The 22,442-nt window shown below is 31.3% G+C and carries 21 protein-coding genes and 1 tRNA gene; 9 read left to right on the top strand and 13 right to left on the bottom strand.

Annotated elements, in window-relative coordinates:
* The first annotated feature begins 7 nt into the window (after window positions 1-7).
* The 3 genes from ACN5J3_RS00710 (at window position 8) to ACN5J3_RS00700 (ending at window position 750) form a co-directional block, all read left to right on the top strand.
* Window positions 8-217, top strand: coding sequence for a zinc ribbon domain-containing protein (locus ACN5J3_RS00710; protein ID WP_344726958.1), 210 nt, complete (start codon window positions 8-10; stop codon window positions 215-217).
* Between the two features lie 48 nt (window positions 218-265).
* A complete protein-coding gene (gene folB, locus ACN5J3_RS00705) occupies window positions 266-652 on the top strand; it encodes a dihydroneopterin aldolase (protein ID WP_417291518.1) in 387 nt (128 codons plus the stop codon).
* A 27-nt stretch (window positions 653-679) separates the two neighbouring features.
* Window positions 680-750 (top strand) — tRNA-Cys (locus tag ACN5J3_RS00700).
* Window positions 751-794: 44 nt separating this feature from the next.
* On the opposite strand, the gene ACN5J3_RS00695 is transcribed toward ACN5J3_RS00700, so the two are convergent.
* The 4 genes from ACN5J3_RS00695 to rnr form a co-directional block, all read right to left on the bottom strand.
* Window positions 795-1,475 carry a LysE family translocator gene (locus tag ACN5J3_RS00695; RefSeq protein ID WP_344726953.1) on the bottom strand — a complete coding sequence of 227 codons (681 nt, stop codon included), beginning with the start codon at window positions 1,473-1,475 and terminating at the stop codon, window positions 795-797.
* 41 nt (window positions 1,476-1,516) lie between these two features.
* A complete protein-coding gene (locus ACN5J3_RS00690; protein WP_417291517.1) occupies window positions 1,517-2,194 on the bottom strand; it encodes a head GIN domain-containing protein in 678 nt (225 codons plus the stop codon).
* 68 nt (window positions 2,195-2,262) lie between these two features.
* Complete coding sequence (locus ACN5J3_RS00685; RefSeq protein ID WP_418508791.1) at window positions 2,263-2,562, bottom strand: heavy metal-binding domain-containing protein; 300 nt, start codon at window positions 2,560-2,562, stop codon at window positions 2,263-2,265.
* 1 nt (window position 2,563) lies between these two features.
* Window positions 2,564-4,753 carry a ribonuclease R gene (rnr, locus tag ACN5J3_RS00680; RefSeq protein ID WP_134198326.1) on the bottom strand — a complete coding sequence of 730 codons (2,190 nt, stop codon included), beginning with the start codon at window positions 4,751-4,753 and terminating at the stop codon, window positions 2,564-2,566.
* Between the two features lie 887 nt (window positions 4,754-5,640).
* Here rnr and rpiB point away from each other — a divergent pair.
* From rpiB to ACN5J3_RS00665, 3 genes are read left to right on the top strand one after another with little or no spacing between them, the layout of a single operon-like run.
* Window positions 5,641-6,075, top strand: a complete 435-nt coding sequence (gene rpiB / locus ACN5J3_RS00675; RefSeq protein WP_129759810.1) for a ribose 5-phosphate isomerase B — start codon at window positions 5,641-5,643, stop codon at window positions 6,073-6,075.
* A 25-nt stretch (window positions 6,076-6,100) separates the two neighbouring features.
* Window positions 6,101-7,012, top strand: a complete 912-nt coding sequence (locus tag ACN5J3_RS00670) for a cation diffusion facilitator family transporter (RefSeq protein WP_335972942.1) — start codon at window positions 6,101-6,103, stop codon at window positions 7,010-7,012.
* On the top strand, window positions 7,012-7,458 hold the full coding sequence (locus ACN5J3_RS00665; protein ID WP_418510414.1) for a GNAT family N-acetyltransferase: 447 nt from the start codon (window positions 7,012-7,014) through the stop codon (window positions 7,456-7,458). Before ACN5J3_RS00670 ends, ACN5J3_RS00665 begins: the two co-directional genes overlap by 1 nt.
* Here the strand turns inward: ACN5J3_RS00665 and ACN5J3_RS00660 are convergent, their stop codons facing one another.
* The 8 genes from ACN5J3_RS00660 to ACN5J3_RS00625 all read right to left on the bottom strand — a co-directional run bounded on the left by ACN5J3_RS00660 (window position 7,459) and on the right by ACN5J3_RS00625 (window position 16,225).
* A complete protein-coding gene (locus ACN5J3_RS00660; protein ID WP_418510413.1) occupies window positions 7,459-8,304 on the bottom strand; it encodes an OmpA family protein in 846 nt (281 codons plus the stop codon). It abuts the gene before it with no gap.
* 42 nt (window positions 8,305-8,346) lie between these two features.
* On the bottom strand, window positions 8,347-9,981 hold the full coding sequence (locus ACN5J3_RS00655) for a S41 family peptidase (RefSeq protein ID WP_418510412.1): 1,635 nt from the start codon (window positions 9,979-9,981) through the stop codon (window positions 8,347-8,349).
* 23 nt (window positions 9,982-10,004) lie between these two features.
* Complete coding sequence (locus tag ACN5J3_RS00650; RefSeq protein ID WP_418510411.1) at window positions 10,005-10,826, bottom strand: DUF4349 domain-containing protein; 822 nt, start codon at window positions 10,824-10,826, stop codon at window positions 10,005-10,007.
* Window positions 10,827-10,846: 20 nt separating this feature from the next.
* Window positions 10,847-11,212 (bottom strand): ribonuclease P protein component, encoded by a 366-nt coding sequence (gene rnpA / locus ACN5J3_RS00645; protein ID WP_418510410.1) that lies wholly within the window; start codon window positions 11,210-11,212, stop codon window positions 10,847-10,849.
* A gap of 85 nt (window positions 11,213-11,297) precedes the next feature.
* Window positions 11,298-11,873 (bottom strand): hypothetical protein, encoded by a 576-nt coding sequence (locus tag ACN5J3_RS00640; RefSeq protein WP_418508786.1) that lies wholly within the window; start codon window positions 11,871-11,873, stop codon window positions 11,298-11,300.
* Window positions 11,873-13,675, bottom strand: a complete 1,803-nt coding sequence (locus tag ACN5J3_RS00635) for a M1 family metallopeptidase (protein WP_418510409.1) — start codon at window positions 13,673-13,675, stop codon at window positions 11,873-11,875. Before ACN5J3_RS00635 ends, ACN5J3_RS00640 begins: the two co-directional genes overlap by 1 nt.
* Window positions 13,676-13,737: 62 nt before the next feature.
* Entirely contained in the window at window positions 13,738-15,348 is a 1,611-nt protein-coding gene (locus ACN5J3_RS00630; RefSeq protein ID WP_418510408.1) for a S8 family peptidase, read from the bottom strand.
* Between the two features lie 16 nt (window positions 15,349-15,364).
* Window positions 15,365-16,225: an MBL fold metallo-hydrolase gene (locus tag ACN5J3_RS00625; protein WP_418510407.1), complete on the bottom strand. Its 861-nt coding sequence runs from the start codon at window positions 16,223-16,225 to the stop codon at window positions 15,365-15,367.
* Window positions 16,226-16,414: 189 nt separating this feature from the next.
* On the opposite strand from ACN5J3_RS00625, the gene ACN5J3_RS00620 reads away from it, so the two are divergent.
* The 3 genes from ACN5J3_RS00620 (at window position 16,415) to ACN5J3_RS00610 (ending at window position 20,474) form a co-directional block, all read left to right on the top strand.
* The gene (locus ACN5J3_RS00620; RefSeq protein WP_417291507.1) at window positions 16,415-16,735 is read left to right on the top strand and encodes a DUF202 domain-containing protein; all 321 of its coding nucleotides are present in this window, start codon (window positions 16,415-16,417) and stop codon (window positions 16,733-16,735) included.
* A gap of 32 nt (window positions 16,736-16,767) precedes the next feature.
* Window positions 16,768-18,543 carry an SLC13 family permease gene (locus ACN5J3_RS00615; RefSeq protein WP_418510406.1) on the top strand — a complete coding sequence of 592 codons (1,776 nt, stop codon included), beginning with the start codon at window positions 16,768-16,770 and terminating at the stop codon, window positions 18,541-18,543.
* 95 nt (window positions 18,544-18,638) lie between these two features.
* On the top strand, window positions 18,639-20,474 hold the full coding sequence (locus ACN5J3_RS00610) for a cation:proton antiporter (protein ID WP_417291505.1): 1,836 nt from the start codon (window positions 18,639-18,641) through the stop codon (window positions 20,472-20,474).
* 64 nt (window positions 20,475-20,538) lie between these two features.
* On the opposite strand, the gene lepA is transcribed toward ACN5J3_RS00610, so the two are convergent.
* Window positions 20,539-22,335 (bottom strand): translation elongation factor 4, encoded by a 1,797-nt coding sequence (gene lepA / locus ACN5J3_RS00605; RefSeq protein WP_418510405.1) that lies wholly within the window; start codon window positions 22,333-22,335, stop codon window positions 20,539-20,541.
* Window positions 22,336-22,442: the final 107 nt, after the last annotated feature.

Below are 22,442 nucleotides of genomic sequence, written 5' to 3'. Positions count from 1 at the left end.
AAAAACCATGCAACATAGAAATTACGAATGCCCAAAATGTCACAACAGAACATATAAAGTAGGACAAATGCGTGCTACTGGAGGTACTTTATCAAAAATATTTGATATTCAAAATCAGAAATTTACAGCGGTAACATGTGAACGCTGTACGTATACAGAATTTTATAAAACCAAAACTAGCGCGATAAGCAACGTATTTGATTTCTTTACGAATTAATTTTTTAGTTTTTATTTGCCATACCAATCTGTGTCGTATTTTTGCTTTATGGGAATTATAAAAGTTGAAAACATTCGTGTGTTTGCGCATCACGGTTGTTTAAAAGAAGAAACAAAAATAGGTAGTGATTACCGTGTAGATTTAGAGATTAAGGCAAATTTACAAACATCGGCTGTAACAGATCAACTCCAGGATACTGTTGATTATGTGTTATTAAACCGAATTGTTAGAGAGGAAATGCAACAACCTTCTCACCTACTTGAAACCGTTGCAAAACGTATTTTAACACGTATTTTTAAAGAAGATGCTTTAGTAAGTAAAGCGACTGTTTGGGTACGTAAATTAAACCCGCCAATAGGTGGTGACGTAGAAATGGTTACGATAAAAATGACAGAAAAGAAGAAAAATCAAAAAGGATATGGTGTAAAACCGTAATTTTTTTTACATTTGCTGTCCTTTAATGGCGTCGTGGCCGAGTGGCTAGGCAGAGGTCTGCAAAACCTTGTACAGCGGTTCGAATCCGCTCGACGCCTCAAAAAAAACCTCCAAAGTATTTTTGGAGGTTTTTTTATATATTTTATTTAATAGGATTAATTTGCTCCAGTTTATCTTTAAGTAGTTCTTTTTCTTTAGGGAAAAAACCTTGTACCAAAAGTAAAATTCCGAAGCCCATAATAACGAGCGCTACAATTTTTTTAGTTTTAAAAATACGTTTTGGCGTAAGCTTATTTTTAAGGGTTTTAGCAACAGCCATTTTTATTAAATCAACTAAAAAATAGACGATTAAAATGGTAGCTAAAAAGATATAAAGTCCTTCATTTGTCTCTGTTAAGGAATTCCCTATTACAATAAAACCTAACCAACCTAATAAAACACCAATATTTATAAAGTTAAGTAGAAACCCTTTTAAAAATAGCTTTCCGAAGTTTTTCTTTATTTCTATTTTATGATATTCCCTTACAATTTCACGAAATGATTTTGAAGTTTTTATAAAAGAAATAAACCCATATACTGCTAATAAAACACCACCAAAAATTAAAAAATTTGGATCGTCTTTTATTTTATCAAGTAGTTTACTTGTACTGTAAAAAGCTACAACTATAAAGAAAATATCTGCTAGGATAACTCCTAAATCAAAAATAAGTGCGCTTTTAAAACCTTTGGTTGCGCTAGTTTCTAATAAAACAAAAAAAACAGGACCAATGGTAAAAGAGAGAATGATACCAAAAGGTATTGCCGCTAAAATATCATCAAGCATATTAGGATTTGTGTTTCCACAAATTTAACAAAAGAAATTTACTATTCTTCTATGTAAGTAATATGACCTCCAAATACTTTGTTTTCATCTATGGTTTCTGGCTTACCATAAACAAAAATATTTCCGCCAGCACGTATTTTTGCTTCAAAAAGTTTTGTTGCTACTACATGAGCATCTCCTGCGGCTCTGATAATTATTTTAGTGTTTTCGGTTTGTAATTCTTTGTTTTTAACAACACCACCAGTAGATATAGCTATATCTTGATTTGTTGCTGTTCCAGAAGTTCTTACAATACCTCCTGTATTTGCATCTATATTAAGAAATCTTACTTCGGTGTTTACTTTTATTTCGCCACCTTCTTGAGCGTTTAAATCTAATTCAAATTGTTTTATAGTATCATTTGAAGCTACAAAAGCACCTTCGTTAACGTCTATAATATCAATGTTTGTGTAATAAACTTTTACAGTAGTTTCATCTCCTTTAAACACTTTATCTAGTGTCATTCTAACTTTTAGTTTCCCGTTTCTGTTTATAAATACAACATCTTCGGCATAATTTCCTGAAACAACAACTTTATCAACATCTGATTTGATAAGCTCTACTTCTATTAAATCGTAAACTTTTAATTCTTTAAACTCTCCAACAGTTTTTTCTATTGGTGTTTGAGCCATTAAAATTGTTGTTAATAAACAGAAAAAAGCAGTTATTTTAATATTCATGGTGTATAATTTTATGTAAAAATAAAACAACGCTTTCATTTGAGAAAAAACTTAATATTTCATTAAGATTATTTCACATTTACTGCGGTTCCTGTTACTGAAACTATTATGGCTGTTGTGTTAGGAAATGTTTCTATGTCTAAATGTATTCCAACTACAGCATTTGCTTTTAAATTGATTGCATTTTGTTGTAATTTTTGAAAAGCATCTTCTTTAACTTCGTTAATACTTTGCTCTAACGAGTTATAAAATTTATCCATACTAAACGTAAATGATACTTTTTTACTGTTTACGCCTACGCCAGTTACCAAACCTAAATAATCTATAATTTGATGTCCTTCAATGGTATTTGTGGTTGTTAAAATCATATTACTCGTGTTTTCCTATTAATGTAAAATCTAAATGTTTTTTAACTAAATCGGTTTCTTTTACTTTTACAATCACTTCATCTCCTAATTGGTACATGTTTTTGGTTTCGCGACCTATAATTGCGTATTGGCTTTCGTCAAACTCGTAATAATCATCTTTTATATCACGAATACGAACCATACCTTCGCATTTGTTATCAATAATTTCTACATAAATTCCCCAATCTGTCACTCCTGAAATAACGCCTACAAATTCTTCGTCTTTATGATCTTGCATAAATTTAATTTGCATGTATTTGATACTATCGCGTTCAGCTTTTGTGGCTAAATATTCCATATTACTGGAATGTTTACATTTATCTTCATAAATAGCTTCATTAGCGCTTTTTCCGCCATCTAAATAATGTTGTAATAAACGATGTGCCATAACATCAGGATAACGACGTATAGGCGACGTAAAATGGCTGTAATAGTCAAATGCTAATCCGTAATGACCTATGTTGTGCGTGGTATACTCCGCTTTACTCATACTGCGTATCGCAAGTGTATCAACCAGGTTTTGTTCTTTTTTACCAGCAACGTCTTTTAATAAATTGTTTAATGAAGCTGTTGTACTTTTTCGGTCTTTAAAATTGAGTTTATAACCAAAACGTCCAACAATATTTTGTAAAGCTGCCAATTTACTATCGTCTGGTTCATCGTGCACACGATATATAAAGGTTTTTTCTGGCTTTTGCTTTCCTATAAATTCGGCTACTTTTTTATTTGCTAACAACATAAATTCTTCAATTAACTTGTTAGCATCTTTTGAAGTTTTAAAGAACACACCAACCGGATTATTGGTTTCATCTAGGTTGAACTTCACTTCTACTTTATCAAAAGAAATAGCACCAGAACGCATACGTTTAGAACGCATTTTTTTAGCCAATTCATCAAGTTTTAATGTAGCATCGGCTATTTTTTGATCAGTTTTATAAGCTTTTCCTGTTAAAGATACTTCGGCAGGAATTTCGTTTGTTTTAGATTCTATAATGGCTTGCGCTTCTTCGTATGCAAAACGTGCATCACTATAAGTGACTGTTCTACCAAACCATTGATCTTTAACTTCAGCTTTATCATTAATTTTAAAAACGGCTGAAAAGGTATATTTTTCTTCATGTGGTCGTAGTGAACACGCATTGTTAGATAGAATTTCGGGTAGCATTGGTACCACGCGATCTACTAAATATACTGAAGTTGCACGCTCGTAAGCTTCGTCATCTAAAACTGTATCTGGTTTTACGTAATGTGATACATCGGCAATATGAATACCAACTTCGTATAAACCATCATCTAATACTTGAAATGAAAGCGCATCATCAAAATCTTTAGCATCTTTAGGATCGATAGTAAACGTCAGTACATCTCGCATATCACGACGTTTAGCAATTTCTTCTTTCGTGATTGAAGTATCTATATTATTGGCATAATTTTCTACCTCATACGGGAATTCGTAAGGCAAACCATATTCAGCTAAAATGGCATGAATTTCGGTATTATGATCTCCTGGTTTTCCTAAAACTTTTATCACTTTTCCGTAAGGAGAATCGGCTTTTTCAGGCCAATCTTCAAGAGACACTAGTACTTTGTCACCATCTTCAGCTTTAAAGGTTTTATTAATTGGTACAAAAATATCTTTGTACATTTTATTGCTATCTGGTACTACAAAAGCATAGTTGCTATGTAACTGAATGACACCAACATATTCGCTTTTTGCACGTTTTATAATTTCGGTAATTTCACCTTCAAACTTACCTCGTTTACGACGTTTATAAACATAGAATTCTACTTCGTCTCCATCTAACGCTTTATTTATATTGTTTGAAGCAATGTAAACATCTTCATCAAAATCGTCACATATAACGTAACCTGAACCTTTAGCGTTTAAGTCTAGAATACCTGTGTGATATTCTGCAGTAACAATGGCTTTAAATTTACCACGATCTACTTCTTCTATTTCTTGTTTCGCTTTAAGTTGCTGAAGTTTTTTTATAATTTGATTTCTGCTACTGGCATCATTTACACCAAGTTTAGCAGCTATTTGTTTGTAGTTAAACGTTTTATTTTTCTCTTTTTTTAAAATACTTAAGATTGTATTAGTAAGGTTGGAAATCTTGTTATGTGAAGGTTTCCTTTTTTTCTTTCTTGCCATGTATTATGTAATCATTTTCATTTCCTAATTAAAGATAGGAATCTGTTATTTTATAACCTAATAAAAGTGAAGTACTGGTTATAAGTTTACTCGATAATCGAGATTTAAATCTTCCTAGGCTCGCTTCGACATTAAAACTCTTTTCTTATTCATGCCTTAAGTGCTTGCACCAAGTTATTTGATACAAAGCTACGATTTAAATATTAAATGAATTATCAGCCTAGATTAATTAATAGTTTTATAACACAATGAAATAATAAAAAGAAGACTACTATTTGATAAAATGAAGAGAAAGCAGTTATTCACATTTATATATATAATATCTTTTCTTTTTAAAAATTTAAAAAAAATAATACTGATTATTATTGTTTGTTAATAGCTGGAATAACTTTTTTAAATTTTATTTTGAAAACACGTAGTTTACATTCTATTGATATTTAGTTAACATTAGAAACGCATCTAATATATTCATTTTTAGAACTATTTTAAAAGCTATTAACAGCTGTTAATAACTCATGTTAATAACCAAATATTGATAATATTTTCAATTTTCTATGTTTATAAACGTAAAAAAGATGGCTTAAAAGTCAGCTAAAAAAAGCGAAGTTATTTTTTGGTTTATTGGTTTCAATTTTTGTTTGTAAATAAAATTGAGATTTAAAAATATTTCTTTCAGAAAGAAGTAAACAGTTATTAACAAGTTATGAGCTACTATTTGATAAACTATTAACAATGCTAATTAATTGTTAACTATTACCTACATAACATAAGTGTTTATAAGGACATTTTGTACCTTTACTCCATAATTAAGATAGTAATGTTTTGAAGTTTATTTCAACATTAAAATCTTATGTCTTTTACAACAACAACAACAACACAACAAAAACATGAAATTATCAATTGGTAACGACCACGCAGGTCCAGATTACAAAAAAGCTATTGTAAACCATTTAGAATCTAAAGGATATTCTATTACAAACTATGGTACAGATACTGAAGATAGTGTAGATTATCCAGATTTTGTACATCCTGTAGCTAAAGATGTTAATAATAAAGAGGTAGATTTTGGAATTCTTATTTGTGGTAGCGCAAATGGTGTAGCTATGACAGCTAATAAATATCAAAATGTTAGAGCTGGCGTCTGCTGGACAAGCGAAATTACTGAACTCACACGATTACATAATAATGCTAATATTATCTGTATTCCTGCGCGTTTTACATCAATACCACAAGCTATAAAAATGGTAGATGTATTTTTAAATACAGCTTTTGAAGGTGGTCGTCATCAAAACCGTATTGATAAGATTCCTTTATCTTGTTAATTACCAATTTTTAAGTTGGTAAACTATGAGTCATTCGCATGCACATAACCACGATCATAAAGATTTAAAAGGCCGAAAGCTTTTAATTACCATATTACTTAATACTGTAATTACAGTTGCTCAAGTAATAGGTGGTTTGGTTTCTGGTAGTTTATCGTTGTTAAGTGATGCGCTGCATAATTTTAGTGATGTACTGTCTTTAATTGTAAGTTATATAGCTTCAAAATTATCAAAGCAAAAAGCATCAATAAATAGAACTTTTGGTTATAAACGTGCCGAAATTTTAGCAGCTTTTGTAAATGCTGCAACTTTAATAATTGTTGCAGTAATACTTATAAAAGAAGCTGTTGAGCGTTTTCAAGATCCGCAAAATATAGAATCAAACCTTGTTATTTGGTTGTCTCTTATTGCAATAGCTGGTAATGGTTATAGTGTGTTACTGCTAAAAAAAGATTCTGATAATAATATTAATATAAAATCGGCTTACTTACACTTATTAACAGATATGTTAGCAAGTGTTGCAGTATTGATAGGTGGCTTATTAATGAAGTATTTTCAGTTGTTTTGGGTAGATAGTTTGCTTACCTTTTTAATAGCTGTGTATTTAATTTTTGTTGGCTATCATTTATTAAAAACATCAACTAAAATGCTGATGCTTTTTACACCAGAACATATAGATATTAAAGCTGTGGTTCGTGTTGTTAATAAGCTTCCAAAAGTGAATAAACTACACCATGTGCATATATGGAATTTAAGTGATGACGAACTGCATTTAGAAGCGCATTTAGATTTAAAAGAAGATATTTCAACATCAGAATTTAATGACCTATTATTAGAAATAGAAAACTTATTACATGACGAGTTTAATATAAATCATGTAACCATACAACCAGAGTTTAATAAAGAAGATCCTAAAGAAGTTATAGTACAAGACTAATGCTAGATATTACAACCAAAACATTTCAGGAATTAACTACTCAAGAATTATATGATATACTACAATTACGAAGTGAAGTTTTTGTTGTAGAACAAGATTGTGTATACCAAGATATTGATGGAAAAGACCAAAAAGCACTTCATGTTTTAGGTTATAAAAACAATGTTGTAGTAGCTTACACACGTATTTTTAAACCAGGAGATTATTTTGAAAAAGCCAGTATTGGTAGAGTTGTAGTTGCTAAAAATGAACGCCAGCATAAATATGGTTATGATATTATGGAGGCTTCTATACAAGCTATAAAAGAACATTACAACGAAACCGACATAAAAATATCAGCGCAATGTTACTTAAATAAGTTTTATAATAATTTAGGGTTTAAAGCAATAGGAGAAGACTATCTTGAAGATGGTATTCCTCATATAGCAATGGTTTACAAAGCGTAACTAGTTATCTTGACCACCAACGTAGGTTACCAAAATTTCCACACGTCTATCATATTTTGGTTCGCCACCAAGCGGAAATTTACGACGCATACCAACATATTTCATGCGGTGTTTATCTACTCCTTTTTTAGCTAAATAGTCATAAATATATTTTGCTCTAGTAACAGATAAATTACGTTTTTTTGTTTTTCTATCTATGGCATCTCTACTGTATTTTGTGCAGCATACATGACCTTGAATAGTAAAATAAATATCGTTACGTTCTACAAGTACTTTAGCTATTTCTTCAAGTGTTTTTTTAGATTCTGGAAGCAATACGCTATAACCAGTTTTAAATAAAATATTTTCTAAAGTAAACTTATCACCAGCCTTAATATCGCCTTTTAAAATTTCTTTTAATTCGGGTTTCTTTTCAACAACTTTTTCTTTTCTAGGTGGTGAATAAGGTTGTACAATTATTTCAACTTTTCTATTTAAACCACGAATTTTATTTACGTTACTTTCTTTTATTAATTTCAATAAAATTTTTCCTTTACCATCTACATTGGTAATTATAGATTCATCAAATTCGTTATTTGAGAAAATGGTTTTTATGGCATTAGCTCTATTTTGAGATAGTTCTAAATTATAGGAATCGCTACCACGATCATCAGTAAAGCCGTAAATAGATATTTTTTCAATATCTAAACTTTCTATTTCTGATAAAAATAATAAAAGTCTGTTGTGCTCTGTTGGAGGAACTTCGTATTTATCTGTTTCAAAATATACTTCATGAATGCGCTCAGTATGATTTTGAGCCCAAAATACATGTGATGTTAATAGTATAAATAAAAACAGATTTTTCATTGAGTAAGCTTATAAAATTAGCTAATTTTCAAAATAGTAAAATTATTTTAAATAGCTATTATATTTACTTGTATTTGATAAAATATCAGCAGCTTTTTTTATTTCAATATTATGCAGCTTGTAGTAATCATATAATCCTTCTCTGTAGGCGTAACGTTTTACAATTTCATCAGTAAGAAGCGATAAAATTTCATCCCTATTTTCATCTATAGCTAATGCTTTAGAGCTATTTAAATTAGATATTAAGGTGTTATAATCTTTTTGAATATTATCATCTAAATCTTCTTTTACGGCATTTTCTAATACTTTAGAAAGCGATTTTTCGGTTTCAGTAACAAATGTGAAATTGTTACTTTTAAGATAGTTTTTAAAGTCGGTAAAATCTGAAGCTGATAACTCAAAATTATTAATATCTTTTACTGAATGATTGTAGTAATAGTCTGTAGCATAATCAAAGATTAAAAAGTCGTTTGAAATAGCTTTTGTAATAGGTGAGTTTTCTGTAATTTCTAATGCTTCATCAGGAAAAACGCCACCACCATCAAATACTTTTCTACCATTTTTGGTTTTAAATTCGTTATAATTTTCTTGAGCTACTCTTACCGCATTACCATTTTCATCTCTATGCCAATAATCTAATGCTTGTATACAACGGCCAGAAGGTGTGTAATATCTAGAAATAGTAATTTTTAATTGCGTACCATAAGTAAGTGGTTTAGGGCGTTGTACCAATCCTTTACCAAAACTTCTGGAACCAACAATAACTGCACGATCTAGATCTTGTAATGATCCTGAAACAATTTCACTTGCAGAGGCACTTTTACCATTGATAAGTACAACTAGTGGTATTTGGGTATCTAAAGGCTCGTTTTGTGTGTAATATGACCTGTTAAACTTTTTTACTTTAGATTTTGTAGTTACTACAATTTGACCTTTAGGAACAAATAGATTAACAATTTTTACTGCTTCAAGGAGTAATCCGCCAGGATTTCCGCGTAAATCTAAAATAATACTTTTTGCACCTTGCGCTTTTAAGTCTCTTACAGCATAAGCTGTTTGTGAAGCTGCTTTGTTATTAAACTTACTTAAAACAATATATCCAGTTTTATCATTTATCATAGAAAAATATGGTACAGCATTTATTTCTATTTCAGAGCGCTTTATTGTGGTAGTGTATTCTTTTCCCTGACGCAAATAGGTCACGTTTACAGACGAGTTTGGAGTTCCTTTAAGTAAATCTCCAGCTTCTTCTTTATATGTTGAAATAAGCGTGTTATTTACTTTTATAATTTCATCACCAGCTTTTAAGCCTGCTTCATCGGCAGGATATCCTTTATAAGGTTCTATAATTACTAGTTTATCTTGAAGTGTTCTTACATTGGCACCAATACCTGTGTAATCTCCTGTACGTCTTATTTTTTCAGCTTCAACATCTTGCTCATTGTAAAATTGGGTATACGGATCTAGTTCTTGCAGCATGCTTTTTATAGCCGTATCCATTAAATCTGCAGGGTTTGTCTCATCAACATAGTTCATATTTACTTCTTTGTAAAGTGTTGTAAATATTTCTATTTGTTTAGCTATTTCAAAAAAGTCATTTTGAAATGCAGACCCTGTAATAAATATAATTCCTGCTGATATTGGTATTAAAATTCTTTTTTTAAGTAATTTTTTCATCTGTTTATAATTTCAAACTATGACTATTTGTTTCTTTTTTTAAGCCATCTTCTAAACATAAAGATACTAAAGCCTATTATAATAATTGCTGGCCAAATGGTTAACAGTCCTAATACAAAATAGGATAAGCCATTAAATCCAGATTTTAAGGCGTTCCACATTTTTTGAGCATAAGAAACGGTTACGCCGCTTTCTGTTGCTATTGTTTTATAAAATTCAATATGAATTGTGCTTAATGACACTTTGTTTTGAAGGTATTGTAAACGTCCTTGTTTAGCTTCAATATCTTCTCTTATTTGAGATAACTCTTTTTCTACTTCAAGAATTTCTTTTACATTTTTTGCTTTAGCAAGTAATTCTAAATAGCGGTTTTCTAGTTCTCGTTTGGCTTTTAATCTGGCTTCTAAATCAATAAATTCTTCGGTAACATCTTTTGAACTGATGTTTTTTCTATCAAAATGTTTTACAGATTGACTTATAGAATCTATGGTTGGTTGAAAATTTTGAGTAGGAATACGGACAGTAATTTGACGACTAACTCTGTTGTAAGATTTACTAGAATTATCATTTTGAATATAACCTTTATTATTGTTTATGAAGGTTACTACTTGACTAAAGGTTTTATCTAAATCTTGGGTTTCAAAAACTAAAAAAGCTTCTTTTATGAGTTTCTGCTCAAGGTTATTTTGTGTATCTGACTGAATGTTTTGTGACTCTAAAGTTTTTGATAAAACAACTGGAGTATCAGCCTCTGGAGAATTATAAGTGTTTTTAGAGTTTTCAGCATTATTTGAACATGCTAATGGTATAAAAAGTAATAAAAATGCTGTTAAAATCGTTTTCATAAACATGTAGTTTAATAGGGTTATTTCTCTAATAACTTTTTAAAAAGTTTATTCACAGAAACTTCTAGTTGAGATAAGCTGGGTTTATCTTTTCCAATGTACAAAAACATAAACGCATATTGTGTTGAAATGTTGTTAAAAAGCGATGTTTTATTAAGGCGATATGCTTCTCGCATTAAACGTTTAATACGGTTTCTATCAACGGCGTTTTTAAAGTTACGTTTTGAAACAGATACACTTGCTTTTGCATTTACAGCATCATCAAAAGTGGTTTCTAAAAAAACAAGACGCAAAGGGTATGCCGAAACAGATTGTCCTTCAGAAAATAATTGATCTATAATCTTTTTGCTTTTTAGTTTTTCGGTGTTTTTAAAGCTATTTTTCATTGAAAATCAAAGGTAACAATGTCTTTATAATAAAAAAACCACTTAATCAAATTAAGTGGTTTTTTTATAGATATTTAATAATTGTTTATATAGGTTTTATGGCATATTTTTTCAAATCCATTAGCTCTTGATTTATACGGCTTTGCCACTCTTCAACTTTTTTAGGGGATCCCCAACCACTGTTTGTATCATTATTAAATTCTTGTTGATACTCTAGGCAGGCTTTCCATAGTTGTCTATATTCATTATTGTACATTGCAAATCGTTTTTCTTCCTTTTGTTTTAGCTCTTCAAAACGTTTTCTAATTTTTCTTGCAAATAGTTCTGCAATGTCAAAGGTAATTTGCTCGTGTTTTAAAAGATCTTTTTCATAGCCTGCCTCAAAATGAGATTTATCCATATGAAATTCTGCAACAACGGTTAATGATTCGTACCCCTGGATATAATCGTTCATATCTACAATGACTTCAGACGGATAGAATTCAATTTTATACGCCGTAAAGGCATAGCTATCATTAGGTAGGCGTTTCTTTTTAAAATCAGAAACTTCAATCCTATAAGCTTCTTGCCATTGAATTACGTTTTCACTATTAACATTTCTATCTTGAGCAGAAACAGAATGAATAATAACTAAAAAACAAATCAAAAAAAGTTTTTGCATTACTTTTCCAAGGTATTATTTTCTCTGTTTACATCAGCCATAAAACCGCTAGGATCAATTTCTACAGATTTTACTGTTTTTGATGTTTCTAAAGTATAGGTTGGATATGCCCAAGCCCAATCAGGTTTTATTGTAGCTGTAGTTGGTTTTCCGCCAAGCATCATACGTAAAGGAATATAGAAATTTTCGGTAGTTCCATCAGTATAAGTAACAGATAAGTCTATAGGCATAGGCATAAGTCCGATACGCTCTAAAGTAATAGTTTTATCTTCTACACTTTTTACGCCATAATCTATAGTGTTAGTTGTTTGAGCAAAGTCTATTAAATACCAATCAAGTTCTAAATCTGTTAACTTTTCAGCAGTTCTGATTATATCTAAAGGACGTGGATGTTTAAAAGAGAAGTCATCATAATACTTTTTGATTGTTTTTTTAAGGTTTTCTTCTCCAATAACATAGCCTAATTGCGCTAAAAACACTTCACCTTTGCTATAAGCAGCAATACCATAAGCCATATTTATGGCATAACGATCAGAATGTGTAGTTAGTGGTTGTTCTTTACCTGAATTAGCTAAATAGATATAATTTCTGTAGGCTCCTTGAGTTGGGTTTTTCTTGTTTTGGTTCATAATAGCATCCATAGCATAGTCGCTAATGTAGCTTGTAAAACCTTCATCCATCCACTCGTGTTTAGACTCGTTTGAAGCTAGTAAAAATTGAAACCACGTATGTGCTAATTCATGAGCAGTAACACCTACAAGACTTCCAAATTTACGTTTACCAGTAATAAGCGTACACATAGCATATTCCATGCCGCCATCACCACCTTGAATTACAGAGTATTGATCGTAAGGATATTTACCAATATGCTCACTAAAATACTGCATAAGTTCAACTGTTTTTGGTTGTAGTTTTTTCCAGTTTTCTTTTGCTTCATCACTTAATGTGCTTTTGTAATAAAAGTTTAAAAGTGGTCCGTTAGGAACTTGCATAGTATCATGAATGTAATCAGGATCTGCAGCCCAAGTAAAGTCATGCACATTTGGAGCTAAAAAATGTAATGTTTTTTTGTTACCAGCAATTTTAGGTTCTCCTTGTAGATAACCTGTTCCGCCAACAACATAATTTTTATCTATAGTAAGAGCCACGTCAAAATTACCCCAAACACCATGAAATTCACGGCCTATGTAAGGATCTGCATGCCAACCTTCAAAATCATACTCGGCTAGTTTTGGGTACCATTGTGTCATTGAAAGCGCTACATCTTCTGCATTATTACGACCAGAACGACGTATTTGTACAGGAACTTGCGCATTAAACTGCATATCAAAGGTTACTTTTTCTCCTGGTTGAATAGGTTTTGCTAAATCAACACGCAGTATAGTTCCTACTGTTTTGTAATTGATAGCTTGACCATTTTGTTTTAGCGATGTTACGTTAATATATCCTATTTCGTTAGGCTTAAGCTTACTTATTCTATCTCCTACACGACCATCAGGATCTGCAATGGTTCTAGAGCGTACATCCATTTCGCTACCAGGTTGAAAGGCATTAAAAAACAAATGATAATACACGTGATTTAATACATCAGGAGAGTTGTTTGTATAAACTAGGTTTTGTGTTCCTTGATATTGGTAGTTGTTTACATCCATATCAATAGTCATTTTATAATCAACATGTTGTTGCCAATAGGTTGAAGATACTGATTTTGATGAGGTTGTTTGAGTTTTTACAGTTTCTGAAGAACTACCACAAGATGCTAGAATAATTAAACTAAAAACAGAAAAAAATAATCGTTTCATTACTAAAGGTTTTAAAATAAAAAAGCCTCTTCAATCTTTGAAGAGGCTTTGTAAAAATTTACTTATTTAGAAAGTTGAGAAGCCATAATTAAAGCATTATAAGCATTTACCATTTTACTTGATTTTGTTAAATCAGCAAAAGGTCTTACATCGCTTGCATTACCGCCAACAACAACTTGTTGATTTACAGCTAAACCAGAGTCTAAAATAACTTGCTTTACTTGTGCAGCAGTTAATTTAGGGTAGTAAGAGCGTACTAAAGCTGCAACACCAGCTACAGCAGGAGCTGCCATAGAAGTACCTCCTTTTGTTTGGTAATCATTTTCTGGAGTTGTAGAGTATACTTTTGCTCCTGGAGCAAAAACATCTACATTTATTTTTCCGTAGTTAGAAAAACTAGCAATCATATTTGATCCATATTTAGGTGCTAAAGCTCCAACAGTAATAAACGTTTCTGATACTTCAGGGCCATTGTTTACAGCATCATTAGGATATACAGCTTTGCTATCAATATCTATACCTTCGTTACCAGCAGCATTGATGAATAATACATCATTATCACTAGCATAAGCAATAGCATCTCTTACCCAATCACTATGAGGAGAATAATATTTTCCAAAACTTCCGTTGATAATTTTTGCACCATTATCTACAGCATAACGAATGGCTAATGCTATGTCTTTATCGTATTCATCACCATTAGGAACAGCACGTAGGCTCATAATTTCTACATTGTTTGCTACACCGTTTGCACCAAGACCATTATTACGCTCTGCTGCAATAATTCCAGCAACGTGCGTACCATGACTTTCTCCTATTTCTGTAGGTAATACATTACCGTTACCGTAACCAACATCGTTTAAATCGTCTGGGTTATCTCCAGTTGTTCTTCCGTTAAAATCTTTGTTTAAGTTATAGTTTAATTTATCAGTAAAGTAATCTACACCTTCTTTAATAGCTGTTAAAGCTTCTTGAGTTGTTCCTAAACCATTAGCATAAATAAAGTTTAAAACACCAACTGCTTCAGTTACTTTTTCATCTTCAGTGCTTATTGCTTTTACTTCTTCAGTAGTATATGTGTCCTTTTTTAGGTATGCAGAGATAACTTCATCAGCATTTTTAAGGCGTTGGTATATTTGATCGTATTGTTGTTTTCTTGCAGCTGTTTCTTGGTATTCTTTATCGTATTCAGCTTTAGCTCTAGCGAATTCAGGGTTGCTAGTATCTCCTTTTGCAAGGATACGCACATATTCTAATTGCTCATCATAGGCATCTCCTAAAAAGTTCCAGCCATGTACATCGTCTATATATCCGTTTTTATCATCGTCTATTCCGTTTCCTGCAATTTCTTTTTTGTTAGTCCAAACAACACCATCTAAATCTTCATGTTCTATATCTATTCCTGAATCAATAACTGCAACAATTACAGTTTTTCCTTTTTTGTCTTTAATAATTTCAGAGTAAGCCTTGTCAACACTCATTCCTGGAATGGTATCTTTAACAATATCAAGATGTCCCCAAGTTTGCTTTTCGTTTTCTGTTAATTCTGATACTTTAAGAGCTACTGTATCAATATTTTCAACAGGAGTTGATAAAATTTCAGCTCCACTTCCACAACTTGATAATATAGTTGCTGCTAAAGCTGAAAACAAAACAGGTTTAATTAATTTCATTTTTTCTTTTTTATATTTAGTTAAAAATTTCATTACAGGTAAAAACTTGGTTTAATCGCACGCCTTTTTCTGTGTGTTTTACTGTAATAATTTCATTGTGTGCATCGTGTTCCAAAAATAGATAATAATTATTATCTGCTGCTAGATTTAAGAACTTTTCTTTTTCGTTTAATGTTAGTAAAGGCCTCGTGTCATAGCCCATTACAAAAGGTAATGGTAAGTGACCAACAGTTGGTAATAAATCTGCCATAAAACAAATGGTTTTTCCTTTGTAATGTATCATAGGAATCATTTGTTTATCGGTATGCCCATCTGCAAAGAAAATATCAAAACCTAATTCAGAATTTTTTAAGATTTCAGAATTTGGAAGTGAGGTGAATTTTAATTGACCACTTTCTTCCATTGGGAGAATATTTTCTTTCAAAAATGATGCTTTTTCTCTATTGTTAGGGTTTGTTGCCCATTGCCAGTGATCTTTGTTGCTCCAAAAGTGCGCATTTTTAAAAGCAGGTTCATAACCGGTTTTATTTTTGTTCCATTGTATACTGCCGCCACAGTGGTCAAAGTGTAAATGCGTCATAAATACATCAGTAATATCATCGCGATGAAACCCTATTTTTTTTAGCGAAGCATCTATAGAGTCATCGCCCCATAAATAGTAGTATCCAAAAAACTTATCACTTTGTTTGTTTCCCATACCTGTATCTATGAGTGTAAGCTTATTACCGTCTTCTATAAGTAAACAGCGAGCAGCAATATCAATCATATTGTTGGCATCGGCAGGATTGGTTTTTTGCCACAAAGATTTTGGTACAACGCCAAACATAGCGCCGCCATCTAATTTAAAATTTCCAGATTCAATAGGATGTAGTTTCATAAGTCTTGCAAATTAAGAAATGTGCAGAACATTTTATATTTTAAATGATGTTATTGAGATTTTTTTAACAAATAAGAGGTTTTATTTTGAAATACTTAAAAGTTTGTATGTACAAAAATTTGATTTATTTTTATATAAAAAGCAATATTTATGAAACCTATCGTGAAACCTCAATTAAAGATTAAGAAAATGAAACTTTTAAGGTTTGGACGCGATTTTAAACCTGATGAAGAAATTATATTGCGAGATTATCTTGCTATTGAAAGAACGCGTCTAGCAAATGAACGCACTTTATTATCTTACATTAGGTCTTCATTATATTTACTTTTAGGAGGCATTGCTTTTTTTCAGCTTAAAAATTTTCCGGATTTTAAGTATTTAGCTTTTTTATCATTAGTGTTTAGTGCCATTTTTTTTGTGATAGGTATTTATAGGTTTATGCTACTTAAAAAAAGCTTAAAAAAATTGTATTATTTATCAGGAGAAAAAGAAGAAGAAACAACGGAGTAGTGCTAACATTTTAATCTATAATCTCGTGGTATATGAGCGCAGAATTAATTATCACATTTTCTATAATAGCCTTTGGAATACTGCTATTTGTTAGAGATTATTTTACAATAGATACAACGTCTATTATCATCATGGCTTTGTTTATTGTAACAGGTGTTTTATCTCCAGAAGATGGATTTTCGGGATTTAATCATCCGGCTACAATTACTTTGGGCTGCATATTTGTAATTAGTGGAGGTATTTTTAATTCAGGAATTTTAGATGGCTTAAGTTATAAAATAATAAAACTAGCCAAAATACATTATTTAATTGCGTTAGTAATGTTTTGTGCTATTTCCAGCTTGTTTTCTGCTTTTATTAATGATACCGCTGTTGTTGCATTATTATTACCAATAGCATTAACCGTTTGTAGAGAAACTAACATTAAACCTAGCATGTTGTTAATGCCTATTTCTTTTGCGGCTCTGTTTGGAGGAACTTGTACGCTTATAGGAACATCAACAAATATTTTGATAAGTAGTTATGCTAAAAAATATGGTGTTGAAGAGTTTGGTATGTTTGAGTTTAGTGGAGCAGCGGTATGTTTACTAGCTGTTGGCTTTATTTATATTTTTTTAATAGCTCCTTTTTTATTACCAAAACAAAAAGAGAGGTCAAATGAACTTATTAATACGGCAGAAAAATATATTACTGAAATAGAAGTTGAAGCAACGTGTAAAGATTTAGAGAAAGCATTACACAGCACAAAACTAGTAAGCGATCATAATATTAATGTGCTTTCTGTACTTCGTGATGGTGTTTTGAAACATAATTTTTCACCTGAAATTCAACTTAAAGAAGGAGATATTTTAAAAGTACTTACTCCACCAGAAACCTTACAAAGACTTTTAGATTTAAAAGGCTATAAAATAAGCGGAAGTAAACGCATGAAGGCTGCAGAGTCTCAAGAAACCGATTATCAAATACATGAAGTTATAGTTCCTTTTGGTTCTGCATTAGCAGGCAGTTCTTTAAAGCAACTCAATTTTAGAAGGCAATATAAAAGCTCGGTTATAGCCATCAGGCAACGCGAAGAGGTTAAATATGACAAGCTTTCTTCTATTAAACTAAAAGAAGGCGACATGCTTTTAATTTTAGGTCAAAAAGAAGAACTTGAGACTTTAGAAATTCAAAATCTTGTAGTAAAGCTTTCAGAATACAAAAAGAAAAAAACAAACTATAAAAAAGCGATTCCGTCAGTATTAATAGGAATAGGAGTGGTTTTATCTGCAACATTCAATGTAACATCAATATTAATAAGCGCTATGATTGGTGCTTTATTAATGATTATTACAGGCGCATTAAAACCTGTTGAAGCTTATAAAGCCGTTGAGTGGAAAGTTATTTTTATGATGGCAGGCGTATTATCAATGGGAACAGCACTAGAAAAAACAGGAGGCGCAACGCTTATAGCGAATTTTATACAAAGCAGTTTAGGACAGTATGAAGCTAATATAACATTAAGCATCTTATTTTTAGCCACCTTTATTTCTACAAATCTTATTTCTAGCAAAGCAACAGCAGCATTAATGACGCCTATTGTTATTAATTTAGCACATATGATGGATGTAAGCTCTAGACCTTTTTTGGTTGCAGTAATGTTTGCTTGCTCACTCACATTTATGACACCTATGAGCTATCCTACCAACACAATGGTTTATGCTCCTGGAAATTATAAATTTGGAGATTTTCTAAAAGTAGGAACACCTTTAAATATTTTAATATGGATTGCAGCAACCTTTATCATACCTTATTTTTTCCCTTTTTAATTGTAAAATAACATCAAAAGATATAATCATAAATAGCACTTAAATAAGTGTCTTTTTAAATTTAAAATTCCTATTTTTCCCTAAAACTTAAAAATATGATTGAATTAGCAGGTATTGTTATATTAGGAATACTGGCTCAATGGGTTGCTTGGAAGTTAAAAATCCCTGCAATTTTACCATTAATACTTATAGGTTTATTGGTTGGTCCTATTGCCCAAGAGTTTCTAACAGATGATGGCTCTAAATGGATTTCTCCTAGATGGAATGGCACAGAAGGTCTTTTTCCAGGGGAAAGTTTGTTTTACTTTGTTTCTTTAGCAATAAGTATCATTCTTTTTGAAGGAGGATTAACCTTACGAATGGGCGAAATAAAAAACGTTGGTCCAGCAATAACAAAACTAATAACTGTTGGCTCTGTTGTTACGTTTTTTGGTGCAGCAGTTGCTGCCCATTATATCTTTTATTTAAGTTGGGAAATATCGTTTTTATTTTCAGCTTTAATAATTGTTACAGGACCAACAGTGATTACACCCATATTAAGAAATATTCCTTTAAAGAAAGATATTTCTACAGTATTAAAATGGGAAGGTATTTTAATAGATCCTATAGGAGCTTTAGTTGCTGTATTGGTGTTTGAGTTTATTAGTGTTGATGCGGGTGGAGAATACACGATTACAGCTTTTATTGAGTTTGGAAAAATTGTTCTTTTTGGTTCTACGTTTGGATTTACTTTTGCACATGCGCTTAATTTCATTATAAACAAAAAACTTGTTCCTCATTATTTAATGAATGTGTTTGCATTAGCAGCTGTTTTGGGCGTTTTTGTTCTCTCTGATGTTTTTGCTCATGAGTCAGGTTTATTATCTGTAGTAGTTATGGGAATGGTTTTAGGTAACTCAAAATCCCCTTATCTAAAAGAGCTTTTATATTTTAAAGAGTCATTAAGTGTATTGCTTATTTCTATTTTATTCATTCTTCTTGCGGCAAACATAAACTTTGAAGATTTATTACTTATTTATAATTGGAATACAGCCATATTATTTGCTGTTGTAGTTTTTATTTTAAGACCGCTTGGAGTATTTTTAAGTACACAAGGGTCTAACTTAAAGCTTAATGAAAAACTATTTATTAGTTGGGTAGGACCTAGAGGTATTGTTGCTGCTGGTATTGCATCACTATTTGGGTTGAAACTAGCAAAAGATGGCGTTGCAGGCGCAGAATATATTACACCTTTAGTTTTTATGATTGTGCTTGGCACTGTTTTACTAAACGCGACAACAGCCAGGATTTTTGCAAAAACAGTAGGTGTATTTTTAACAAAATCTGATGGAATTTTAATTATTGGTGCTTCAAAAATATCACGTTTATTAGGACATTATTTAGAGTCTAATAATAGACACGTTGTGTTAATAGATAGTAATCAAAATAATATTAATAAAGCTAGAGAATTAGGATTAGAAGCTATAGTCGCAAACATTTATTCTGATAATTTATTAGACAATATAGAGCTTAATGATGTAGGATACTTAATGGCTCTTACTCCAAGCTCTGATATAAACAAGTATGCTATAAATAAGTTTAGCAAACAGTTTGGAGAAAATGGGTCGTTTAGGCTTATGACATCTCAAGAAATAGAAAATGGTTCTAGTAACATTAAAGAAGGTTTATTTTCTTTTACTGACGATTATAATTCTTTGAACGCCGCTATAAGAAAACATCCATCTATTCAAGAAATAGAACTAGATAACAAGGAACACTATGAGTCTTTAATTGAAATAACAGATAACGACAAAGATTCTATTCCGTTGTTTATTAAAGATGACAAAGGAGAGCTAAATATTATACCTTCAAACAATAAAGAAGGGATAACTATAAAAGAAGGCTCTAAACTTGTCTATTTAGGAAAGCCAATAGATGTAGAAAAAGTATAAAACAGGTAATTTTATAAATAAAAAAAGCTCACTTTTAAGTGAGCTTTTTTGTTATTTGAAGGTTTTAATCATTTAGCTTTAAAACAGCCATAAATGCTTGTTGAGGTATTTCAACATTACCTACTTGACGCATTTTCTTTTTACCTTTTTTCTGTTTCTCTAAAAGTTTACGTTTTCTAGAAATATCACCACCATAACATTTTGCAGTAACATCTTTACGAAGCGCTTTAATGGTTTCACGAGCAATGATTTTTGCTCCAATAGCTGCCTGAATAGGAATGTCAAATTGTTGTCTTGGTATTAACTCTCGTAATTTTTCAGTAATTTTTTTACCAATAGTATATGCATTATCAGCATGAATTAGAGCAGAAAGCGCATCAACAGGCTGTGCGTTTAGTAATATATCAACACGAACTAATTTTGAAGCTCGCATACCTATTGGAGAATAGTCAAACGAGGCATATCCTTTAGAAACTGTTTTAAGTCTGTCGTAAAAATCAAAAACAATCTCTGCAAGAGGCATATCAAAAGATAATTCTACACGTTCGGTTGTTAAATAAGTTTGGTTTGTAATAATACCACGTTTATCAATACAAAGCGACATAACATTACCTACAAAGTCGGCTTTGGTAATAATAGTAGCTTTAATATAAGGCTCTTCAACACGATTTAATGTTGAAGGTTCTGGTAAATCTGATGGGTTATTTACTATAATAATTTCATCAGGATGTTTGTTTGTAAATGCGTGATAAGACACGTTAGGAACAGTTGTAATTACGGTCATATCAAATTCGCGCTCCAAGCGTTCTTGAATAATTTCCATGTGTAGCATTCCTAAAAACCCACAACGGAAACCAAAACCAAGAGCAGCAGAACTTTCAGGTGTAAATACAAGAGAAGCATCATTAAGTTGAAGCTTTTCCATAGAGGCTCTTAAGTCTTCATAATCTTCAGTATCTACAGGATAAATACCAGCAAATACCATAGGTTTTACGTCTTCAAAACCCGCAATAGCATTTTGCGTTGGCTTTGCTGAATCAGTAATTGTATCTCCTACTTTTACTTCTTTAGCTTCTTTAATTCCAGTAATTAAATATCCAACATCACCTGCTTTTATTTCGTTTTTTATAACTTGTTTAAGCTTTAAAGTACCAACTTCATCAGCACCATAAGTTTTACCTGTAGCTATAAATTTTATTTGTTGGTTTTTTCTAATAGAACCGTTAATAACTCTAAAGTATGTTTCTACACCACGAAAAGGGTTATAAACAGAATCAAAAATCAACGCTTGTAAAGGCTCATCAACATTTCCTTTTGGTGCTGGGATACGGTTTATAATAGCTTCAAGAATATTTTCTACTCCAAAACCTGTTTTACCACTAGCGTGTATTACATCTTCAGGGTCACAGCCTAAAAGATCAACAATATCATCAGTAACTTCTTCAGGGTTGGCACTTGGTAAGTCTACTTTATTTAGTACAGGAATGATTTCTAAATCATTCTCTAAAGCCAAGTATAGATTTGATATAGTTTGAGCTTGAATACTTTGAGCAGCATCAACGATAAGTAAAGCTCCTTCACATGCTGCAATAGATCGTGAAACTTCGTATGAAAAATCAACGTGACCAGGCGTATCAATTAAGTTCAATACGTATTGTTCTCCGTTGTAAATATAATCCATTTGAATGGCGTGCGACTTAATGGTAATACCACGTTCTCGCTCTAAATCCATATTGTCTAATAACTGGTTTTGCTTTTCGCGTTCAGTTACAGAGCCTGTAAAATCTAACAGTCTATCTGCTAATGTACTCTTACCGTGATCAATATGTGCGATAATGCAAAAATTTCTAATGTGCTTCATAAGGTATATGCTATACTAATTTGCAAATATAATTCTTTTCTTGTGCTTTAAATTATTTAGAGGAACAATAATGAATTTATTTTAATTATGGTAAAACCGTAAAAAAA

Origin of the sequence: Corallibacter sp., from assembly GCF_048381695.1 — a bacterium.
Lineage (GTDB): Bacteria > Bacteroidota > Bacteroidia > Flavobacteriales > Flavobacteriaceae > Corallibacter > Corallibacter vietnamensis.
This window is presented reverse-complemented; position numbering and strand designations above follow the sequence as displayed.